We start from the raw sequence: 17865 nt of genomic DNA, 5'->3' as shown, positions 1-17865 counted from the left end.
AAAGGGAATAAGGGGGTTATCTTATGAGTGCCAATGTTGGTACGGTTGATCGGGTTATCCGTATCGTTCTAGGTCTTGCTATCCTATCGCTGCTTTTTATATTGGAAGGAAATCTTAAATATCTTGGGCTCATCGGGTTGATTCCATTCATTACTGGTCTTGTGAAGTTTTGTCCACTGTATTCTCTATTTAAAATTAATACTTGTCAAAGGAAATGAAAAAAGTGGCTTTTTGGGCCACTTTTTTATTTTATACATTTGGGATCGAGAATAGAGCCTCTTCTGCACTAGAGAAGGGGGCTTGAATTAAAAGTAAACGTTCAATATAGTTTTTTACTTCTGAAGGCAATTGCAATTCTTCCTGCCAGCATTTTTCTTTTCTTTCGTTTGGCGTATAGGAGGAATAGAGCAAAAAGAGCAGGAAATGGCCAAGAAAATAAAGGTCGCTGCAGTGGTTTTCTGCCTTCTTTGGATTTTTGACTTTTTCAATATTTTCTTGTGGATTTATATATGTAGCTAACCCAAAATCAATGATGGAAAGTTTGCCTTGATGAATTAGGACGTTTGGAATTCTTAAATCACGATGTACGATGCCCTTTTGATGAATTTGGATGACCATCTTTAGAAGCATTTTAAAAATATGGATGGATTCAGGCAGGGAATAAACATTGCCTTCTTCAAAAATGCTTTGTTCAAAAGTGCGCCCTTCCATATAATCCATCACAAAATAGGGGATATTTTCAATTTCACCCGATGCTATGACGGAAGGAACAAAGGATAAACGGATTTCTTTCAGGATTTGAATCTCCTTTTCAAATCGCTGACGCACCTTTTTAGAATTGTGATGCTTGGATTTCAGCCGTTTGAGGACATATTTTTTTCCGGTTTGCTCTTCTTTTAATAAATAGACGATGCCATAAGCGCCAAAACCAAGTACCTTTAAGAACGTAAAATTTGTCTGTTCATCAATATACTGTTTGAATAATTGATGGTACTTGTTTTCGAGGTAATCCCGTATCATCGTTTAACTACTGAAGAAACTTTTTGAACTGAAGAAGCTGCCGGAGCGGAAAAAAACACTGCTTTTATGTCCCCGTTTGTAATAATGGTGGCCGTAATAATTATGTTTATTTGTGTATTTTCTATAGCCGGAAGAGGAATGGCGGCTTCCACCAAGGAAGGATTTAATAATTTTGTCGATCAATCAAACTTCCTCCTTTTCGATAACCTTTATAAATATGTACGAATAATTTACAAATAAGTTTCAAAAGAAGAAAAGTTATTTATTTATTAGAAGATTCATGTTAGGATTAAAATAATCCAAAATATCTAAATTTAGTCAAAAATGAAAAAGCATAAAAAATTTTGAAACTATTTCTAAAGACATTCGTAAAGAAATAGGGGCTGCATAAATTTAGTAGAGCATCTATTCTATTAATCTTTCGTTGGCCCTTATTTAATTTTAGAAGGAGGAAAAAAGATGAAGAAATCTAGACTTTTCCCTATTTTGTTAGCGCTAGTTTTATTGTTAGTGCTACCATTTGGAAGTGCTGGCGCAGCAGGTTTTAAAGATGTAGACAGCAACTATTGGGCAGCTAATGAAATTAATCGCTTAGCAGAAAAAGGTATTCTTGCTGGTTATGAAGACAATACATTCAAACCGGAAAATCATGTTACACGTGCACAAACGGCCATTATTTTATCAAGATTATTAAATCTTGATACAAGCAAGGAATCAAGCATCGAATATAAAGATGTTTCAAAAGATTTCTATGCATATGGCGCAATTGCTGCTGTAACAAATGCAGGCATTATGAAAGGGTCAAACAGAGAATTTAGACCAGATGCTAATCTTACTCGCGCTCAAATGGCTATTGTTATAGCTAATGCTTTCAATTTAAAAGGGGATGGCACAACATCCTTTACTGATGTTCCAAAAGATTTCTATGCTTATGAAGCAATTGATGCTCTACGTACAAATGGCATTACAACAGGAAGCAATAATGCATTCAATCCAGACGATTCTATTACGCGTGCTCAATTTGCAGTATTTTTATCAAGAATTTTGGACAACCAATCTAAAAATGAAGTTGATCCACTTGTAGAAGAATTAAAACAAATTTATAACAATGAATCGAATTTAGATTCTTATGATTTTGAAGGAACAATGAATTTTGGCATTGAATTCCCTGTTTTTGAAGGAATGACAGAAGAAGATGCTGCAATCTTTGATATGTTCAAAGATATCAGCGCTGATTTTAAAGGTGTTTATCAAAAAGATCCATTAATGCTTGAAATGGTTATGACAATGAAAATAAATGGCATGACAATGGAAATGCCAGCAATTATGACTGCTGATAAAATGTATATCCAATTGCCTGAAGTTCCAGGAGAAGAAACTCCAGACGAATTGAAAGGCAAATTTTTGGAAATGGATTTCAATGAATTGGCAGGATTATCTGGACAACCTGTACCAGATTTTGATCTTGAACTAAATCAAAAATTAAATGCGGCATTGTATGATATCTACTTCAAACATTTTGGTTCAGACTACTATAAACAAGTACCTAAAAATTCCGTTTCAGTGCCAAGCAATTATGAAGTAGCAAAAGTTTATAAATTTGAAGTAACAAATGCTGAATTAACACCATTCATTCAAAAATTAGTGTATAATTTCTTGCCAGAATTCTTTGCATTATTGGAAAATCCCGAATATGCAAAAGCTCTTGGCATTACTGCTGATGATGTAAAAGCAGTAAAAGAATTATTAAATGATCCACAATTAAAAGCATTTATCGAAAATATCGGCAACTTTGTGACATTAAATAACTTCAAAGAATACATTGCTGTACATCCAGACAAATATATTAGCTACGATGTATTTGACTTCAATGCAAAAGTAGCGATGGAAGGCCAAACTTTCGGCTTCAAAATGAATTATAAAATGGGTAAATCCAATGTGAATGAAACTCCAAACTTCACAATTGGCATCCCTAGTGAAGAAAATATTATTAAATTTGAAGAATTGTATAATCTAGAAGATTTTGATATCGAAGGAGATATTGTTGAAGAAGAGGCTTCAAAATAATTCAATGGTTGCACAGGGCGTTAAGTAGCTCTGTGCAATTTTTTTTGATGAATTTTTATCAGAATGTATTTGGTAATAAACTATTTTTTTGATATAATACAAATTAAACAAATCTATTAACTTGGTGAAATAATATTTAAATGAAACCGGATGATTGAAAGCGTATTCATAGTTAGTGAAAAAACGCTAAAATCGCTATTAGGAAAGGATACATGAAATTTTCCCCGAGCTATATAGATGCCTATTGGGTGAAATCGTTGCTGCATACATTGAAATGAACGCCATGAAGAAGGGGGAAAACAATGTATCCATACTACAACGATGACAGTAGTGATGTAAGCCGAAGAGGTTTTCAAGGAGGACGACCACCAGGTTTCCCAGGAACACCAGGAGGAGGTCCGGGAGCGCCAGGGGTGTTCCCAGGAGCACCAGGGGGATTCCCAGGAACGCCAGGGGGATTCCCAGGAACACCAGGAGGATTCCCAGGAGCACCAGGGGGATTCCCAGGAACACCAGGAGGAGGCCCGGGAGCGCCAGGGGGTTTTCCAGGGATGCCGGGCGGATTTCCAGGCTCACCAGGTATGCCGCCATCCGGAGGACAAATGACCCCACCAACAACTCCACCGCCAAGTTTCACACCACAATTAAGCTCTTTTCAAGGAACTCAAGAATTTAGCCGCCGCAGTGGTGGAAGAGGAATTGGAAGATGCTTATTCCGCAATACCTTTGTTTGGCTGACAAACGGAAATAGTTTCTGGTTCTATCCAATGTTTGCTTTAGGAAATTCTATTATCGGTTACCGTTGGAGAGGAAATCGAGGCTGGGTATATGATGTTTTAAATCGCAATCGCATTGCATTTTTCCAATGCTATTAATTTCATAAAAAGGGGGCTATGTTTGAAGAATAGCATCACTTTAAACATAGCGTCCCTTTAAAAGTTTTTACATAATATTTTAAAAAACTTAGTTCTTTTTTAATTAATAACGAATAAACATTAGGAAAGGATGAAGGAGGGAAGGTATGTTTGAAAAAATACAAAAGGTTCGTGAAAAGGTGTTAAAGAGTGTTCGTTCCTTATCAGATGAACAATTAAATGAAATTCCAGAGGAAGGAAAATGGTCCGTTGCTCAAGTGTTGGAACATCTTTATTTAATGGAAATGAATACGGTGGATGGAATTTTGGAAACGCTCTCAAAAGATGGATACAACCCGACCGAGGAAAAACCGATTCATCAAATGTTGGACCGTACAGTGAAAAGGGTGGCTCCAGACGACTTAACACCTTCTGGAAAATTTCAAACACTGGAAGAATTAGAGCGTAAATTAAACAGATCAAGAGAAGCATTGCTTCAAAGCATAGAAGGAGTTAGCGAGGAAGATTTGGAGAATAAGTCATTTATCCATCGACGATATGGGCTGTTGTCCATACGCCAATGGGTATTATTAGTTGGCTATCATGAAGAACGCCACTTGAAGCAAATCGGAGAAATTAAAGAAGCGATTTCAAATAAGGTTAATTAAAACAACACCTTCGATTATTGTGGAGAATAATCGAAGGTGTTTTCATTGACCGTTCACATGCCGGAAAAATGAATTAGTAGAATGACTTCAATGAAGGCAATCCAAATATATTGAAATTAATTCAGTGCATGAAGGATATGCTGCTTTAAATCTCTTAAACGGAGCATCCCTCGAATATTTTTACTTAAAGAAAAATATATATACTATAAAGTTTTATCTATTTTTATTACAACATAAGGAAAAATATAGACGGGGAGGGCTCAAGTTGACCATTGTAGCCGTTGGATTGACGATTCGTATATTGTTCGTTTTATCACAAACGGTTTTATCTATCCAAAATAATAGAAGAGAAAAAATAAAAGAATATAAAGCCATTACGCAAAATTTTATTTTGCCCTATTTAAACGAAGTATGGCTATTTATCGATTTGAAAACGGATGTTCGAAAAGAAACGAGTCTGCCTTTTATCGAGATCCAATCGGAAGAGCTGATTACAAAAATGCAGGATCAAGTCCGCTACGGCAATGCGGGATTGGTGAAAGCTCTTTATCGCTACTTCAACGCCGCAGCGTTCTATGACGGTAGAGGAGAGGCTAAAAATTTAGCAACTTATGATGTGTTTTATCATTTTTAGGACATGCTTATGAAATCCTTGCGAAAAGCGAATTTAATGATGAGGAATTACTCAGTCATATCTTAAAAAGCCAAAAGATGTATGGAATGGCATTTGTATTGACTTCCATATTAGGTAATGACGAAGCTATAAAAATTCTCTCTTATAAATGGATATGGAGTGAAGAATTTTTAAATAAAATTCCATTATATTTACTAGATGATTTACTCCGACATTATAATCGTTCAACGATGGAAGAACATAAACTGCTTGAGATTTTAGCTATTATAAAGAAAGATTTTCAAAAGTCTTCTGAAAACGAGCGATTCCGAGATTAAAAAATTCTTTGGACGAAGCATTTGCAATTGTTAAAAAAAAGATGGTTGAATTACAGAAGCTAACTTTTTATAGATGAAAGATTCTATTTTATAGAGCAACTATATATATATTATTAAAAGGAAAAATTGCAGTGAATTCGTATTCATTAAAGTAGAAAGTAAGGTGAAACAATGAAAGCTTATATTTTAAAACTATCCTTTGAAGGAATTGAACCAGAAGTTTGGCGACGAGTAATTATACCAGCCGGAGCAACGTTTAATCGATTGCATGAAACCATACAATATGTCACAAATTTTAAAAGCTATATGGAACCTTATCATGATTTTTGTTTTCCATTGGAAGATGTCATCATTACCAATAATGAAGAATTGATTGCACAGAAAGAAATTGGGGGTAAAAAGGTCAAGCAGCCTACGCGCATTAAAATTGATGCATATTTAGAAAAATACGGAAAAATCCTTTATCAATATGATTTTGGAGTCCAATGGGAAATTACTGTTGCTTTAGAGAATACTGTGGATGATTATTATTTCGGTTTTCCTACTTTATTGGATGGGGGAGGTATGGCTCCGCCGGAAGATGTTGGGGGACCAGCAGGTTATATGGAATTTTTGAAAATCATCCATAATCCAGTTCATCCACAATATACGATTTATCGAGAATGGGCGGAAAGGGTTGGATATAAACCGTTTAATATAGAAAATATTAATCATTCGCTGAAGCATGTAAAATTTAAAAAGACGGAATGGGAACATATTCACCACGAAAACTATGTAATCATTTCCGATAAATATCGCGGTTCTGATTTGATTGATACGGAAAAAGTAGCGAACAAAGAGTTAATTTTTGATTATATTGTCAGCTGCACGAATTTATACGGAATTGTTCCAAACTATAAAGTGATTCAGATTTATAATTTGCAAAATAAGCAAAAAATTACGAATAAAGATTTGCAAGCCATCACAACTGATTCACATTATAAAAAGATGCTGGAAAAATCAAATGTCGTTGTAGTAATGGATCGATTTATTCATCAAAGCCTAGATGAAAATAACTTAACGCAACAGCTGGAACAAGTAGTAGTTGGAAAGCCTTTTTATATTCCGGAGAAAGAAGAGCTGCTTCGATATAAAGATGCTTTTTATTATGAGAAAACAAAATATCACCGAGAACTGGCGAAATTGCTTGAAAAAGTGGAAATCACTGAAAACAAATCCATTCAGGAGATCATGAAGGATTTTGTATGGAAAACCAAGGCGATGAATTATAAATTTAACAGCACAATGAAAGAGTTTATGAGTCAGTTTGTGTTCAAAGATGTGAAGCAAGTAAATGAAATCACAAAAGTGTTGGTATTAGCTGCAAATGCGACAAGGACATGGAATAATCGTGGATATACGCCGGAAGAATTGTCCAATCTAACGAAACCGAAACAAACAAAAGTAGCAGCAGGTGTAAAAATTGGCCGCAATGATCCATGCCTATGCGGAAGCGGAAAAAAATATAAAAAGTGCTGTGGACGATAATAAAGAAAACATACTAACATTAGTAGTACAGACCTAGGCCAAGGTTTGTGCTACTATTTTTTTATAGTAGAAGTGAAGGAAGGTCGAACAGCTCCTGGGACCAAATTATTTTGGAAGGAAGGGGTACCCCTTCCTTCCAAAATAAAATCTATGTGAACCAAATTATTTAATAAAAAACACTTGACTAGAGGTAAGAAGGGGGTGTCCAGAAAGTCGAACACTTTCGGAAACAGCCTTACTTCTTAATAGGAATATTCTCTTAAAAACTTTCCCTGCGGTGGTTACAAAACGCGCCTCCTCGTCGCAATTTATCTGCGGCAAAAACTCTAGCAAAAGCCGCAAAGGGGGCGTCTTGAAATGACTTTTCAGACGCCCCTTTAGTGTGCGCCCGGCATATACATGAACGATAGGGTGTAAGTCCCTAACCCCGAAGACAGAAGTCAGCAGAGGTCATCGTATTAGTTGGTTTAGAACTACTAAGAAGGACCGAACAATTAAGAGAGAATAGCCCTTGGCATTCAGTGGGTCATGATGAACACAGAAAACGTAGTACCTCACTTGAGGAAGGAAGCGGTGAATCCCGTGGGAGACCTCTTGGGGGGTGGAGTGACCACTGGCATAAAGAGAACAGCTATTCACGGAAGTTATAAAAACTTGCGTCAATGATCTTATTTGAACCGCCGTATACGGAACCGTACGTACGATGGTGTGAGAGGACGGGAGTTAATCGCTCCCTCCTACTCGATTATTTAATTTCGATTGTTCCGCTGGATATCTCTAAATCAATGCTGTATTTGCCAGAACCATGTGTTCCACGCAGACGATTTTTTTCATTTTTTTCATTTTTTTCATTTTTAAGAGGAAAGTGATTATGAATCGCGCCGCTGGATATTTCCCCATTTAACGTAAAGTCGCTGTCATCAGGCAAATCAAGCACAATTTGCCCTGAATTTACTTCTGCCTCTATATCTCCAACCAATTCATCTATTTGCACATATACGTCTCCAGATGAAACATCTATTGCCAATTCTCCCGTAAAATGCTTTAGATCAATATCACCTGAAGAGACGTCTAAACTAGCGATTTTTGTATTGAGTGAATTGATATCAATGTCTCCTGAATGGACATCCAGTTCCAGTGAAGTTAAAACAGTGTCTTTGGATAGTTGAAAATCAATGTCTCCCGAACCAACATCTACTTTTAATTCTCGGTCAAAGTCTTTAGGAATTGTCACGACTAACTGTGTGCGGCTGCCGAAATGGAAGAAGGAAAACAATGGGCGATGATATTCGATTTCAATTGTATCTCCTTTTTTTGAAAGATTTACATTTCCTTTTCCTTTTAATTCCGCTTTTACATAGTCTTGATCTTTAGAAATGATGGTTGAATCGACACCTTTAATATCTAAATCAATCGTCTTGATTTTGTCTGTGACTTTTACTTGGTGTTCTTGGGACAAAAACCCATTGGGAACATTAAAAACTAAACTAATCATTAGCAAAATAAGAACGCCAACTAAAATGAGTTTTTTCACAGGAGTTCCCCCTCCGCATAATGGATTTATGTTTATCTTAATCAAAAAGAAGAGGGGCAACAACAACCTGCAGCTTTATTTCGTTCTAGGTCTTGAACAGTAGATGATTTTGAAGTTGAAGCATTGTCGAAGAACAAAGTAAACAGGGCGGAGCATCTCGAATTTTATGATGCATCCGCCCGCAATAAATGGGATTATCTCATTTCATGATTGTTGTGATGTTCTTCTTGATGATGAACGGAAGAAGCGTTTTCTGTAATGCGAATTGGCCGCATCATATCGTGGTCTTCATGTTCAAGCAAGTGGCAGTGCCAAATATAGTTCCCCGTATGTTCTTTCCAGTGCATTATGACTCTTGTAACCATGCCGCTAGGAGCTTTCACTGTATCTTTCCAGCCTTTTTCGAAATCGCGGGGAGGTTCTGGATTTCCGGTGAATTCAAGAATTTTTCCGCCGCTTTCTTGGTACATTTCTACATTAAAAGGCTGGCGATTTAGAATTTTGAATTGAACTAAATGAATATGCATAGGGTGGGAAATAGGTGTGGTGTTAATAAACTCCCAAATCTCAATACTGTCTAATGAAGGGCTTTCTGTACATGGATCATGGTACATTCGGCCATCCAGCATCATCATAATTCGACCGTATTTGTCAGTGCCTGTGGATAAAGGCAATTTTCGGGTCGTTGAGGCAAGATGTTCATGCAGTTCCATATCTTCTGCAAGTCTTGTTGGAATCTCGCTTGTGTCTTTTCCTTTGAGCGGCTTTGTTACACGAAATTCCATAATCTCTCTTTTCGGTTCTTCTTCACTAAACAATGTGTTCAATAATTTAATTTTTTGCCCTTTAAATGGGGCGAAATCGACAATTACATCCACCCGTTCTGCCGGCATTAACTCAATGGAAGTGACCTCAACAGGAGCTTCTAAAAATCCCCCATCCGTACCGATTAGATAAAAAGGCGCGTTGTTTTCTAACTGGATGTTGTATGTGGAGCTGTTGGAGCCGTTTAAAATGCGGAATCGATATTTTCTAGGCTCCACATTTAAATAAGGCCAAACTTTGCCGTTTACCACCATTAAATCTCCATTGAAAAACGGAACAATGGTAGGAATGAATGGTGTTGGGAAAGGCGAATCTTCCGGAGGTTTGTCTGGATAAAAAAGTGAACCATCTTCATTGAAAGATTTGTCTTGAAGGAGAAGCGGATATTCATAACCTCCTTTTGGTAAATTTAATTGTTCTTCCAAGGCATCGCGAATAATGTAAAAACCTGCTAAACCTGCATATACGTTTAGTCTTGTCATGGCCATGGTGTGGTCGTGGTACCAAAGGGTTGCAGCTGGCTGGTGATTTGTATACTCATGGACTTTTCTCCTGAATTTGGGGCCGGTGTATTCGTAATTTTGTGTATACCAGGCTTCCGGATGCCCATCGCTTTCCCAAAATACATTGGCTCCATGTAAATGTACAACGGAACGGACTTCTGGTGAATCTCCTACACCATGGAGAGAGCGATCAATGGGCAAAAAATGTTTTTTTGGCAGTCGATTTACATATTTCACATAAATTTTTTTATCTTTCCTCGCTTCAATAGTTGGGCCAGGGTAGAGACCGTTATAGCCCCATACGGTTGTTAGTGGAAAATCCCTGTGAAATCGATGCTTCGTTTCTTTCATAGTAATTTCTAAATAGGAATTGGCCGGATAATCAGGGTGAGGTGTTGGGGTAACAACTGGAGGCTTTGACAGTGGTGTTACAAACTTTGGCACTGTCTTTGGATCTTTTGGATTTACTTTCCTTTTTGACAATGTTCCACTCCCTTTAATAATGCTTATTAACTATCCTATTCAGTAGGTTGATCGAATGTTTGCATTTGTAAAGAAAAAGAGACCCGAATCTCTTTGATAAGAGATAGGGTCTTGAAAAAACGTGAATTCGACATGAACGAAAATATTCGAAGTTTATCAAAAGATGTCAGTTTATTTTAGTCCTTCAATAAAGTTTTCGATTTCTTCTTGCGTTTTACGATCGCGGCTTACAAAACGGCCGATTTCTTCGCCTTTATTGTAGGCAATAAAACTTGGGATGCCGAACACATCCAGTTCGCCACATAAATCGATATATTCATCCCGGTCTACTTGTACAAAGGTATATTGGGCGTATTTTTCTTCGATAGCAGGAAGAAAAGGTTTAATGAAAACGCAGTCTTTGCACCAATCTGCTGAAAAGACAAAGATCACCCGTTCTTTGTTTTTGAGTTCATGAAATTGTTCTACGGATTGTAGTGATTGCATCTAGTATTCCCCCAAATAAAATTTCTATTAAAAGGTATCATAACATACTATTTGCTACAAAACAAACGGAATTACTCTGGTTTTTGAGAGGATTTCGAAGGAGTTTACCCGGACTTAGTATCAGAAGTAAGCTTTCATTTTTCGTTTATAAAAAACTCATGGTTTCAAAAAAACGGGATATTCTAAGGAGGAAAGGGGGTTTGGTATTCATCCGAAAAATCATTTTTTCTTTAACTTTGATGTTTGTATGTCTATATATTTTCCCGGTTTATGTAAATGCAAGCGAAAATAAAGAAAATATATATCAGGAACGAATGCACTTATACAAAACCTATGAAACGCCCTTTGTTCCATGGCATCGATTGGCGGCAGTGGACCAATATGAGCGAAATATTCAAGAGGTGCGAAAAGATATTCCGAAGAGGGACAGTGCCATTGCCATCCAATTTTCCCATGAATTTTGGGTTGGCGAATTCAACCCGAATGTAGAAGATACTTCCCCATTTACCATTCAATATTTTGGGGGAAATGGTCATGATGGCAATGGCGATGGAAAAGCAGATCGAAACGACGATCAAGACGTACTATTCACAATGGTATCCTATTTAGAAAAATTTGGTCCATCGGAAGAAGATTTTAAGAATGCTTTATGGGAATATTACAAAAATGAAAAAATCATTAATCAAATCATGACCATAAATGAACTTTATAAACATTTCAATACGATTCAGCTGGATAAGCATATTTTTCCCCTCCCAGTCCGCGGCTATAACTACAGCTATAAGGGGACTTGGGGTGCCAGCAGGGGATGGGGAGGAAGACGAATCCATGAAGGAACAGATATTTTTGCAGGGTATGGAACACCTGTATTATCTACTTCCTATGGTGTTGTAGAAGTAATGGGTTGGAATCAATTTGGCGGTTGGCGAGTAGGTATTCGGGATCATCATAACACGTATCACTACTATGCCCATTTAGCCTATTACAATAAAGATTTAAAAGTGGGCGATATTGTAGAACCAGGAACAATTCTTGGCGGCGTCGGAAGCTCCGGTTATGGCAAAGAAGGGACAAGCGGCAAATTTCCTCCTCATTTGCATTACGGCATGTATAAATTTAATGGAAGGACCGAATGGGCTTTTGACCCATATCCGTATCTTGTGCAATGGGAAAAACAAACGAAGCAGGAGAAAAAATAAAGTTGCTTTAGCGTGCAATTCGCTAGGGCAACTTTTTTGTTATTGCAAGTATTCTTGTAAAACCTGAAAGAATTTGCCGAATGGGAGCAAAAACTTTTCGATGATAGCTGAGGCAGCAAGGGTTAACACAAAAGTTGCAAGTGTTTGAATAAATCTCTTATCCCATTAATAATTTTATACTATTGAAAATTTTCTGTATTCATGTAACAATGATTGTAATTACATATAGCATTAAACTAATCACTAGGGGTGCTAATTCATTAGCTGAGAGAGGCATTGCCTCAACCCTTTGAACCTGCACTAGGTAATGCTAGCGAAGGGAAGTGGTTGCTGGGACTCGTTTTGTCTATTTTTGTATTGATTGTGTTTCGAGTTTTAGAGCCGCTTCTTTAATGAAGCGGTTTTTTTTATGAACCTAAAGGATGGGGGAAAACGATGAAATTTACAGATCGAATTTTTGAAAAATACCAATCCACTTGGAGAAAAAACCATGAACATCCATTTGTGAAAGAGTTGGGAGCAGGAACACTGGATTCTAACAAGTTCCGTTTTTACATGATACAAGATTATCTGTACTTGATTGATTATTCTAAATTGTTTGCGTTAGGTGCAGTGAAGGCACCAAATCTAGAAGTGATGACGGTATTTGCCAACCTGCTTTATTACACGATGAATCATGAAATGGCATTGCATAGGAAATATGCCAGCCGATTTGGCATAACGGAAAAAGAGCTGGAAGAGGCAAAACCGTCTCCGGTAAGTCTTGCTTACACCCACTACATGCTGGCAGTTGCCCAAAACGGTTCCATCGCAGAACTGGCAGCTGCGCACTTTGCTTGTGCTTGGAGTTATTGGGAAATTGGATGTGAACTGGCGAAAATTCCGGGGGCAAAAGAACACGAATTATATGGGGATTGGGTAAAAATGTACAGTTCAGAAGAATTTGGCCAGTCCGCACAATGGAACCTTGATTTGCTCAATCAATTGGCGGAAGGAAAGCAGGAATCTGAACTTCTGCGGCTGGAAGAAATCTTTTTAAATACAACTCGATTTGAGTATATGTTTTGGGATATGGCTTACCACCAACAAATGTGGCCGACGGATGAAAAAGTGCAACTATAACTTCTGCGAAGGAGAAGGGAAGTAGTTTGAGTGGAACTGCACGCAATTACGGATGGAAAGAAGGAAAGCCGAGAGCTGAAGGAAATTATTATATCCATTTCCCCGGTTGTAGATTACATTCATATCCGTGAAAAAAATAAACCACCCGGTGAGATTGTCGCTTTAATAGAGGAGTTGTTAAATGCAGGGGTGCCGAAAGAAAAACTTGTCATTAATGACAGGCTTGATATTGCTCTGCTTACCGGAATTCCGAATGTCCATCTTCCGGGAAATGGACTTCCGGCAGAGAAGGTAAAAACGGCTTATCCCCATATGAAAGTAGGGGTTAGCATCCATTCCATTGAAAAAGCAAAAAATGCCGAAAAATCGGGAGCGGATTACTGTTTCTTTGGCCATATATTTGAAACGGACAGCAAAAAGGGGATGGCAGGAAGGGGAACGGATGCGCTTGGTGAAATCGTTGAACAAGTGAAGATTCCTGTGATTGCCATCGGTGGAATTACGCCGGACAATGCGGTAAAAGTACTGGAGAAAAAAGTGCAGGGCATTGCAGTAATGTCTTACATTTTTTCTGCGAATCAACCGAAAGAAGCGGCAACCTTTTTAAAAAACATAGATTGCAAAGGGGGATGAAGTTGCAGCTTTATATTAATGGTCAGAAGACGGAAGTGGGGAGCAATGTTAAAAGCATTGAAGACTTGCTGAAGTTTTTTCAATTGCTAAATCGCATTGTCGTTGTTGAACATAACGGTGAAATTATTTTGAAAGAAGAGTACAGCAAACAACCGGTAAATGACGGCGACAAAATTGAAATCGTGCATTTTGTTGGAGGGGGATAAACGTGTTAAAAATTGCAGATAAAATCTTTCAATCAAGACTGTTGTTAGGTACAGGGAAATTTCCAAATTTTGAAATCCAAAGGGAAGCGGTGGAAGCATCCGGAGCGGAGATTTTAACTTTTGCCGTAAGAAGAATGAATATTTATGAACCATCTCTGCCAAATTTTTTGGAAATGCTTGATCTTTCAAAGTACACCCTCCTGCCGAATACTGCAGGGGCAAAAACGGCGGAGGAAGCGGTGAGGATTGCGAAGCTCGCCAAAGCTTCTGGACTATGTGACATGGTGAAAGTGGAAGTTATTGGGGATGATAAAACCCTTCTTCCGGATCCGATTGAAACTTTAAAAGCATCAGAAATGTTATTGGAAGAAGGATTCATTGTCCTTCCTTATACTTCTGATGATGTAGTTTTGGCGAAAAAACTGGAGGAATTGGGGGTACATGCCATCATGCCAGGTGCATCTCCAATCGGTTCCGGACAAGGCATTATCAATCCGTTGAATCTTTCTCTCATCATTGAGAATGCCAATATTCCTGTCATTGTCGATGCGGGAATCGGATCTCCAGCGGATTGTGCGATGGCCATGGAGTTGGGAGCAGATGGCATCTTGTTAAATTCAGCCGTGTCTGGAGCAAAAGATCCGGTGAAAATGGCAAAAGCTATGAAGTTGGCCATCGAAGCAGGAAGACTTGGATACGAAGCTGGCAGAATTCCGAAAAAACGTTATGCAGTTGCCTCTAGTCCGTTTGAAGGGATGCTCTATTCATAATGGAACGCTATTCTCGTCAACTTTTATTTTCTCCAATCGGTGAAGAAGGACAGAAAAAGTTGCTGAAAAGCCATGTGCTTATTGTTGGAGCGGGAGCGTTAGGTTGTGCGAATGCTGAGATGCTGGCTCGGGCGGGCATCGGGAAAATCACTATCATTGACCGGGATTACGTCGATTGGACGAATCTTGGCCGCCAGCAACTTTATACGGAAGAGGATGCGGAATGTAAACTGCCTAAAGCGGTTGCTGCACAGAAGCATTTACAAAGGATCAATTCAACTATTCAAATAGAAGGGCTTGTTGGAGACTTTTCTGTTGGAGCGGAAGAGATTGTGAAGGGTGTCAATCTCATCATAGATGGAACGGATAATTTTGAAACGAGGTTTTTTATCAATGATGTGTCGATGAAATACGTCATTCCTTGGATTCATGGAGCGGTTGTAAGAAGTTATGGAATGAGCGTTTCCATCTTGCCGAAAAAAACCCCTTGCTATCATTGTTTGCTCCAAGCGATTCCCTCCGAGGGCTTGACTTGTGATACCGTTGGGGTAATCAGTCCTGCGGTGCAAATGGTTGCATCCTATCAAACGGCTGAAGCTTTGAAATACTTTGTAAGCGGGGAAGTGTCCAAACAATTGGTTTCTTTTGATGTATGGCGAAGGGAGCATTCAATTATCGACATTTCAAAGTTAAAAAAGAGCGATTGCCCTTCATGCGGAAATAACCCTGCATATCCTTATTTGACAATGGAAACGGGATTGAAAACAGCGGTATTATGCGGCAGAAATACTGTGCAAATCCGGCCGCAACAAAAACAACAAATTTCATTGGCGCAAATATCAAAAAGGCTTCAACCAATCGTTCAAAACTTGAAAGTCAATCCTTACTTGATTTCCTTCCAAGCAGAAAATGTTCAAATTGTGCTTTTTCAAGATGGCAGGGCATTGGTGCATGGGACGAAGGAAAAAGAAAAGGCAAAAAGGATTTATCAGCGTTTTATAGGAGCGTAAATCAGAGAACGAAAATTTAAAAGGAAGCGGGGAACAGACACTCCGCTTCTTCAAAATAAAAAGCCCTCCTGAACGGAGAGCCATTTTACAAACATCATGTTTGTGATAAATAAGCCGCCTTGCCGTAATATTATAGAAAGTTTTAAAACCACGACTCCACCAGGTGGGTGTTCGCAGAAGGTTTCCTGTCTATCGTCATTCACCGCAGTGTGACGCCCGCCATTCCACCTTCGATCTAAAACTCCCTTTTACAGTTCAAAGGTTAAAACTTAATATTCTACGTACAACGCAGCTTTATTGTAATAGTAATGGAATATGTAATTTCACGCAAGTAAGTATCTTCTCAAGAAAAAGTCAATTATTTAAGGTGAAAACAGCTAAAGGATTTTTTTGTAAACAAAAATAAAGCCTCAATTTCGATAGAACGGTTTATTCATTTTGAGGCTTTATTTTGTCCAATATTTCATTAGTCAATTTTGCGACGTCAATTTGAGTGTCTTCTTTCATGACGTCTTTTAAAATTTCATTTCGGAAATAATTGACGCTCACCTTTAAAGGCATTTGAAGAAGTTTGGATAATGCTTGCTGATACATGATGATAAATTCTTTATCCTTATTGCCTCGCTTTAATTCAGCGAAGGACTCATAAAATTGGTCAAGCTTATCGGCAAACTCAAGGAGCCTTCCTTCCAATGTTCCATCTTTTCCTTCCTTCATTCGCTGAAAGAAGATTTCCTGGAATTCTGGTGGAATCTCTTCTTTTATAAATTTTTCCATCATTTTTTCTTCCACATGGGCAAGCATTTGTTTCAACTCTTCGCTGGCATGTTTTACCGGTGTTTTAATATCGCCGATAAACACTTCGGCAAAGTCATGGTTGATGGTTTTTTCATAAAGTGATTTCCAATTTACTTTAGCCCCGTGCAGTTCTTCCAAAGTTCCGAAAAACAATGCGTATTGGGCAACTTTCCATGAATGGGCGGCCACATTATGTTCTTCAAATTTAAAACGTCCAGGCGCTCGAAAAATTCGTTCCAAATCATTTAAACTTGTAAAAAATCTATGAATTCCGATTGTCAACACTCCTATCATGTATTGATGAAATATACACACTATTTTATCCAAAGAGTTTTCTTTTAAACAAATGAATTGTCACGAAATCTCAAATAAAAAGTATTTTAAATACATGTTATACTAAGAGTAGCATAAAGGAATGGAAGTGATGAACTTGTTGCATACCGTTTTTTTATATATCCATATTTTAAGCGCAGTGATTTCGATAGGACCTTTAGTAACTTTAATTCCCATCACAAAGAAAATGGAAACAGCTGATGAAAAAGAGATGGTCGGATTTGTGAAGTCGTTTCAACTTGCGATTACGGTGGTAAAACATGCTGGCCACATTCTTGTAGTCTCCGGAGCGATTCTTGTCATGATTTCCGGATGGACATGGAAGGATTCGTGGATTGTGCTTACTTTGGCTATTATGTTTTTATCGATTGTGTTTTTGGCGAGAGCTTTTAAACCGACTTTAAATACTTTTGGAACAAATGCGTTTAAAAAAGAAGAATTTATTTCAAAATTGCGGAAAGCTACATGGAAATATATTTTTCTATTGCTCATTATGCTATGGTTAATGGTTTCAAAGCCGATGTTCTGGTAGGCGAATCAAAAGATTGTAATATTATACATATGATAAACTACAAAAAACGGTACTATTTATAGTATGATAAAGGTGTGTACTGACGAAGGGCAATATATGAAAAAAGCGAATGGAGAAAACGCACTGTTTTCCCGTTCGCTTTTTTATTGTTTATACCGAAACATCAATAATATTTCCTTTATATGGATGATTTGCTTCAGGCTGAGGTTGTTCCAACATCTCTACTACACCCGCGGCTCCTAAATTGAGCGCTCTGTCTAAAATGCTCAATTGGACTGTTTGTTGTAATGAGGCAAGTTGGCTTGACATGATTGAATTGATATCCATAAAAAAATCCCTCCTTT

At 37.9% G+C, this 17865-nt stretch carries 21 protein-coding genes, 1 other RNA gene and 1 riboswitch; of the genes, 14 read left to right on the top strand and 8 right to left on the bottom strand.

The features are described from left to right. Positions 1 to 23 precede the first annotated feature (23 nt). Positions 24 to 218, top strand: a complete 195-nt coding sequence (locus tag DKZ56_RS01530) for a YgaP family membrane protein (RefSeq protein WP_208650967.1) — start codon at positions 24 to 26, stop codon at positions 216 to 218. Between the two features lie 31 nt (positions 219 to 249). On the opposite strand, the gene DKZ56_RS01525 is transcribed toward DKZ56_RS01530, so the two are convergent. Further along, positions 250 to 1020 (bottom strand): serine/threonine protein kinase, encoded by a 771-nt coding sequence (locus tag DKZ56_RS01525; RefSeq protein ID WP_208650966.1) that lies wholly within the window; start codon positions 1018 to 1020, stop codon positions 250 to 252. Positions 1021 to 1023: 3 nt separating this feature from the next. After that, positions 1024 to 1203, bottom strand: coding sequence for a hypothetical protein (locus tag DKZ56_RS01520; protein WP_208650965.1), 180 nt, complete (start codon positions 1201 to 1203; stop codon positions 1024 to 1026). Between the two features lie 276 nt (positions 1204 to 1479). Between DKZ56_RS01520 and DKZ56_RS01515 the strand changes: the two genes are divergently transcribed. The 6 genes from DKZ56_RS01515 (at position 1480) to DKZ56_RS01490 (ending at position 7087) form a co-directional block, all read left to right on the top strand. After that, positions 1480 to 3087, top strand: coding sequence for an S-layer homology domain-containing protein (locus DKZ56_RS01515; RefSeq protein ID WP_208650964.1), 1608 nt, complete (start codon positions 1480 to 1482; stop codon positions 3085 to 3087). A gap of 302 nt (positions 3088 to 3389) precedes the next feature. Further along, positions 3390 to 3962, top strand: coding sequence for a hypothetical protein (locus DKZ56_RS01510; protein ID WP_245989575.1), 573 nt, complete (start codon positions 3390 to 3392; stop codon positions 3960 to 3962). A 146-nt stretch (positions 3963 to 4108) separates the two neighbouring features. After that, complete coding sequence (locus DKZ56_RS01505; RefSeq protein WP_208650963.1) at positions 4109 to 4609, top strand: DinB family protein; 501 nt, start codon at positions 4109 to 4111, stop codon at positions 4607 to 4609. Positions 4610 to 4874: 265 nt separating this feature from the next. Further along, positions 4875 to 5243 (top strand): hypothetical protein, encoded by a 369-nt coding sequence (locus DKZ56_RS01500; RefSeq protein ID WP_208650962.1) that lies wholly within the window; start codon positions 4875 to 4877, stop codon positions 5241 to 5243. Between the two features lie 86 nt (positions 5244 to 5329). After that, positions 5330 to 5560, top strand: coding sequence for a hypothetical protein (locus DKZ56_RS01495; RefSeq protein WP_208650961.1), 231 nt, complete (start codon positions 5330 to 5332; stop codon positions 5558 to 5560). Between the two features lie 171 nt (positions 5561 to 5731). Further along, the gene (locus DKZ56_RS01490) at positions 5732 to 7087 is read left to right on the top strand and encodes an IS1096 element passenger TnpR family protein (protein ID WP_208650960.1); all 1356 of its coding nucleotides are present in this window, start codon (positions 5732 to 5734) and stop codon (positions 7085 to 7087) included. A 745-nt stretch (positions 7088 to 7832) separates the two neighbouring features. On the opposite strand, the gene DKZ56_RS01480 is transcribed toward DKZ56_RS01490, so the two are convergent. The 3 genes from DKZ56_RS01480 to DKZ56_RS01470 form a co-directional block, all read right to left on the bottom strand. Next, on the bottom strand, positions 7833 to 8621 hold the full coding sequence (locus DKZ56_RS01480) for a DUF4097 family beta strand repeat-containing protein (RefSeq protein WP_208650959.1): 789 nt from the start codon (positions 8619 to 8621) through the stop codon (positions 7833 to 7835). Positions 8622 to 8815: 194 nt separating this feature from the next. Beyond that, entirely contained in the window at positions 8816 to 10432 is a 1617-nt protein-coding gene (locus DKZ56_RS01475) for a multicopper oxidase family protein (RefSeq protein WP_208650958.1), read from the bottom strand. 171 nt (positions 10433 to 10603) lie between these two features. After that, positions 10604 to 10918 carry a thioredoxin family protein gene (locus tag DKZ56_RS01470; RefSeq protein ID WP_208650957.1) on the bottom strand — a complete coding sequence of 105 codons (315 nt, stop codon included), beginning with the start codon at positions 10916 to 10918 and terminating at the stop codon, positions 10604 to 10606. Between the two features lie 239 nt (positions 10919 to 11157). Between DKZ56_RS01470 and DKZ56_RS01465 the strand changes: the two genes are divergently transcribed. From DKZ56_RS01465 to DKZ56_RS01440, 6 genes are all read left to right on the top strand, one after another. Then, entirely contained in the window at positions 11158 to 12117 is a 960-nt protein-coding gene (locus tag DKZ56_RS01465; protein ID WP_208652128.1) for a M23 family metallopeptidase, read from the top strand. 235 nt (positions 12118 to 12352) lie between these two features. Beyond that, a riboswitch (TPP riboswitch) is annotated at positions 12353 to 12456 on the top strand. A 96-nt stretch (positions 12457 to 12552) separates the two neighbouring features. Then, on the top strand, positions 12553 to 13239 hold the full coding sequence (tenA, locus tag DKZ56_RS01460; RefSeq protein WP_208650956.1) for a thiaminase II: 687 nt from the start codon (positions 12553 to 12555) through the stop codon (positions 13237 to 13239). 30 nt (positions 13240 to 13269) lie between these two features. Further along, positions 13270 to 13872: a thiazole tautomerase TenI gene (tenI, locus tag DKZ56_RS01455; RefSeq protein WP_208650955.1), complete on the top strand. Its 603-nt coding sequence runs from the start codon at positions 13270 to 13272 to the stop codon at positions 13870 to 13872. A 2-nt stretch (positions 13873 to 13874) separates the two neighbouring features. Continuing rightward, complete coding sequence (gene thiS / locus DKZ56_RS01450) at positions 13875 to 14078, top strand: sulfur carrier protein ThiS (protein WP_208650954.1); 204 nt, start codon at positions 13875 to 13877, stop codon at positions 14076 to 14078. Positions 14079 to 14080: 2 nt separating this feature from the next. Continuing rightward, on the top strand, positions 14081 to 14848 hold the full coding sequence (locus DKZ56_RS01445; RefSeq protein ID WP_281275675.1) for a thiazole synthase: 768 nt from the start codon (positions 14081 to 14083) through the stop codon (positions 14846 to 14848). Continuing rightward, positions 14848 to 15858 (top strand): ThiF family adenylyltransferase, encoded by a 1011-nt coding sequence (locus tag DKZ56_RS01440; RefSeq protein ID WP_390263451.1) that lies wholly within the window; start codon positions 14848 to 14850, stop codon positions 15856 to 15858. The genes DKZ56_RS01445 and DKZ56_RS01440 overlap by 1 nt, the downstream gene beginning before the upstream one ends. A gap of 107 nt (positions 15859 to 15965) precedes the next feature. Here DKZ56_RS01440 and ssrS read toward each other — a convergent pair. After that, positions 15966 to 16156: non-coding RNA, 6S RNA (gene ssrS, locus DKZ56_RS01435), on the bottom strand. 131 nt (positions 16157 to 16287) lie between these two features. Then, a complete protein-coding gene (locus DKZ56_RS01430) occupies positions 16288 to 16941 on the bottom strand; it encodes a YfbR-like 5'-deoxynucleotidase (protein WP_208652125.1) in 654 nt (217 codons plus the stop codon). Positions 16942 to 17080: 139 nt separating this feature from the next. Between DKZ56_RS01430 and DKZ56_RS01425 the strand changes: the two genes are divergently transcribed. Next, positions 17081 to 17521: a DUF2269 family protein gene (locus tag DKZ56_RS01425; protein WP_208650953.1), complete on the top strand. Its 441-nt coding sequence runs from the start codon at positions 17081 to 17083 to the stop codon at positions 17519 to 17521. A 150-nt stretch (positions 17522 to 17671) separates the two neighbouring features. Here DKZ56_RS01425 and DKZ56_RS01420 read toward each other — a convergent pair whose 3' ends face one another. Further along, complete coding sequence (locus DKZ56_RS01420; protein WP_208650952.1) at positions 17672 to 17848, bottom strand: putative motility protein; 177 nt, start codon at positions 17846 to 17848, stop codon at positions 17672 to 17674. Positions 17849 to 17865: the final 17 nt, after the last annotated feature.

The sequence above is a fragment of the Ureibacillus thermophilus genome, from assembly GCF_004331915.1.
Lineage (GTDB): Bacteria > Bacillota > Bacilli > Bacillales_A > Planococcaceae > Ureibacillus > Ureibacillus thermophilus.
Note: the sequence above shows the minus strand (reverse complement) of the source record. Positions and strands in the feature narration are given on the sequence as shown.

What these genes read in the sequence shown, in the direction of transcription:
- DKZ56_RS01530 (WP_208650967.1), top strand. Translation starts at nt 24, where the DNA reads ATGAGTGCCAATGTTGGTACGGTTGATCGGGTTATCCGTATCGTTCTA.
- DKZ56_RS01525 (WP_208650966.1), bottom strand. Translation starts at nt 1,020, where the DNA reads ATGATACGGGATTACCTCGAAAACAAGTACCATCAATTATTCAAACAG.
- DKZ56_RS01515 (WP_208650964.1), top strand. Translation starts at nt 1,480, where the DNA reads ATGAAGAAATCTAGACTTTTCCCTATTTTGTTAGCGCTAGTTTTATTG.
- DKZ56_RS01510 (WP_245989575.1), top strand. Translation starts at nt 3,390, where the DNA reads ATGTATCCATACTACAACGATGACAGTAGTGATGTAAGCCGAAGAGGT.
- DKZ56_RS01505 (WP_208650963.1), top strand. Translation starts at nt 4,109, where the DNA reads ATGTTTGAAAAAATACAAAAGGTTCGTGAAAAGGTGTTAAAGAGTGTT.
- DKZ56_RS01495 (WP_208650961.1), top strand. Translation starts at nt 5,330, where the DNA reads ATGGCATTTGTATTGACTTCCATATTAGGTAATGACGAAGCTATAAAA.
- DKZ56_RS01490 (WP_208650960.1), top strand. Translation starts at nt 5,732, where the DNA reads ATGAAAGCTTATATTTTAAAACTATCCTTTGAAGGAATTGAACCAGAA.
- DKZ56_RS01470 (WP_208650957.1), bottom strand. Translation starts at nt 10,918, where the DNA reads ATGCAATCACTACAATCCGTAGAACAATTTCATGAACTCAAAAACAAA.
- DKZ56_RS01465 (WP_208652128.1), top strand. Translation starts at nt 11,158, where the DNA reads ATGTTTGTATGTCTATATATTTTCCCGGTTTATGTAAATGCAAGCGAA.
- tenA (WP_208650956.1), top strand. Translation starts at nt 12,553, where the DNA reads ATGAAATTTACAGATCGAATTTTTGAAAAATACCAATCCACTTGGAGA.
- DKZ56_RS01440 (WP_390263451.1), top strand. Translation starts at nt 14,848, where the DNA reads ATGGAACGCTATTCTCGTCAACTTTTATTTTCTCCAATCGGTGAAGAA.
- DKZ56_RS01425 (WP_208650953.1), top strand. Translation starts at nt 17,081, where the DNA reads ATGAACTTGTTGCATACCGTTTTTTTATATATCCATATTTTAAGCGCA.
- DKZ56_RS01420 (WP_208650952.1), bottom strand. Translation starts at nt 17,848, where the DNA reads ATGGATATCAATTCAATCATGTCAAGCCAACTTGCCTCATTACAACAA.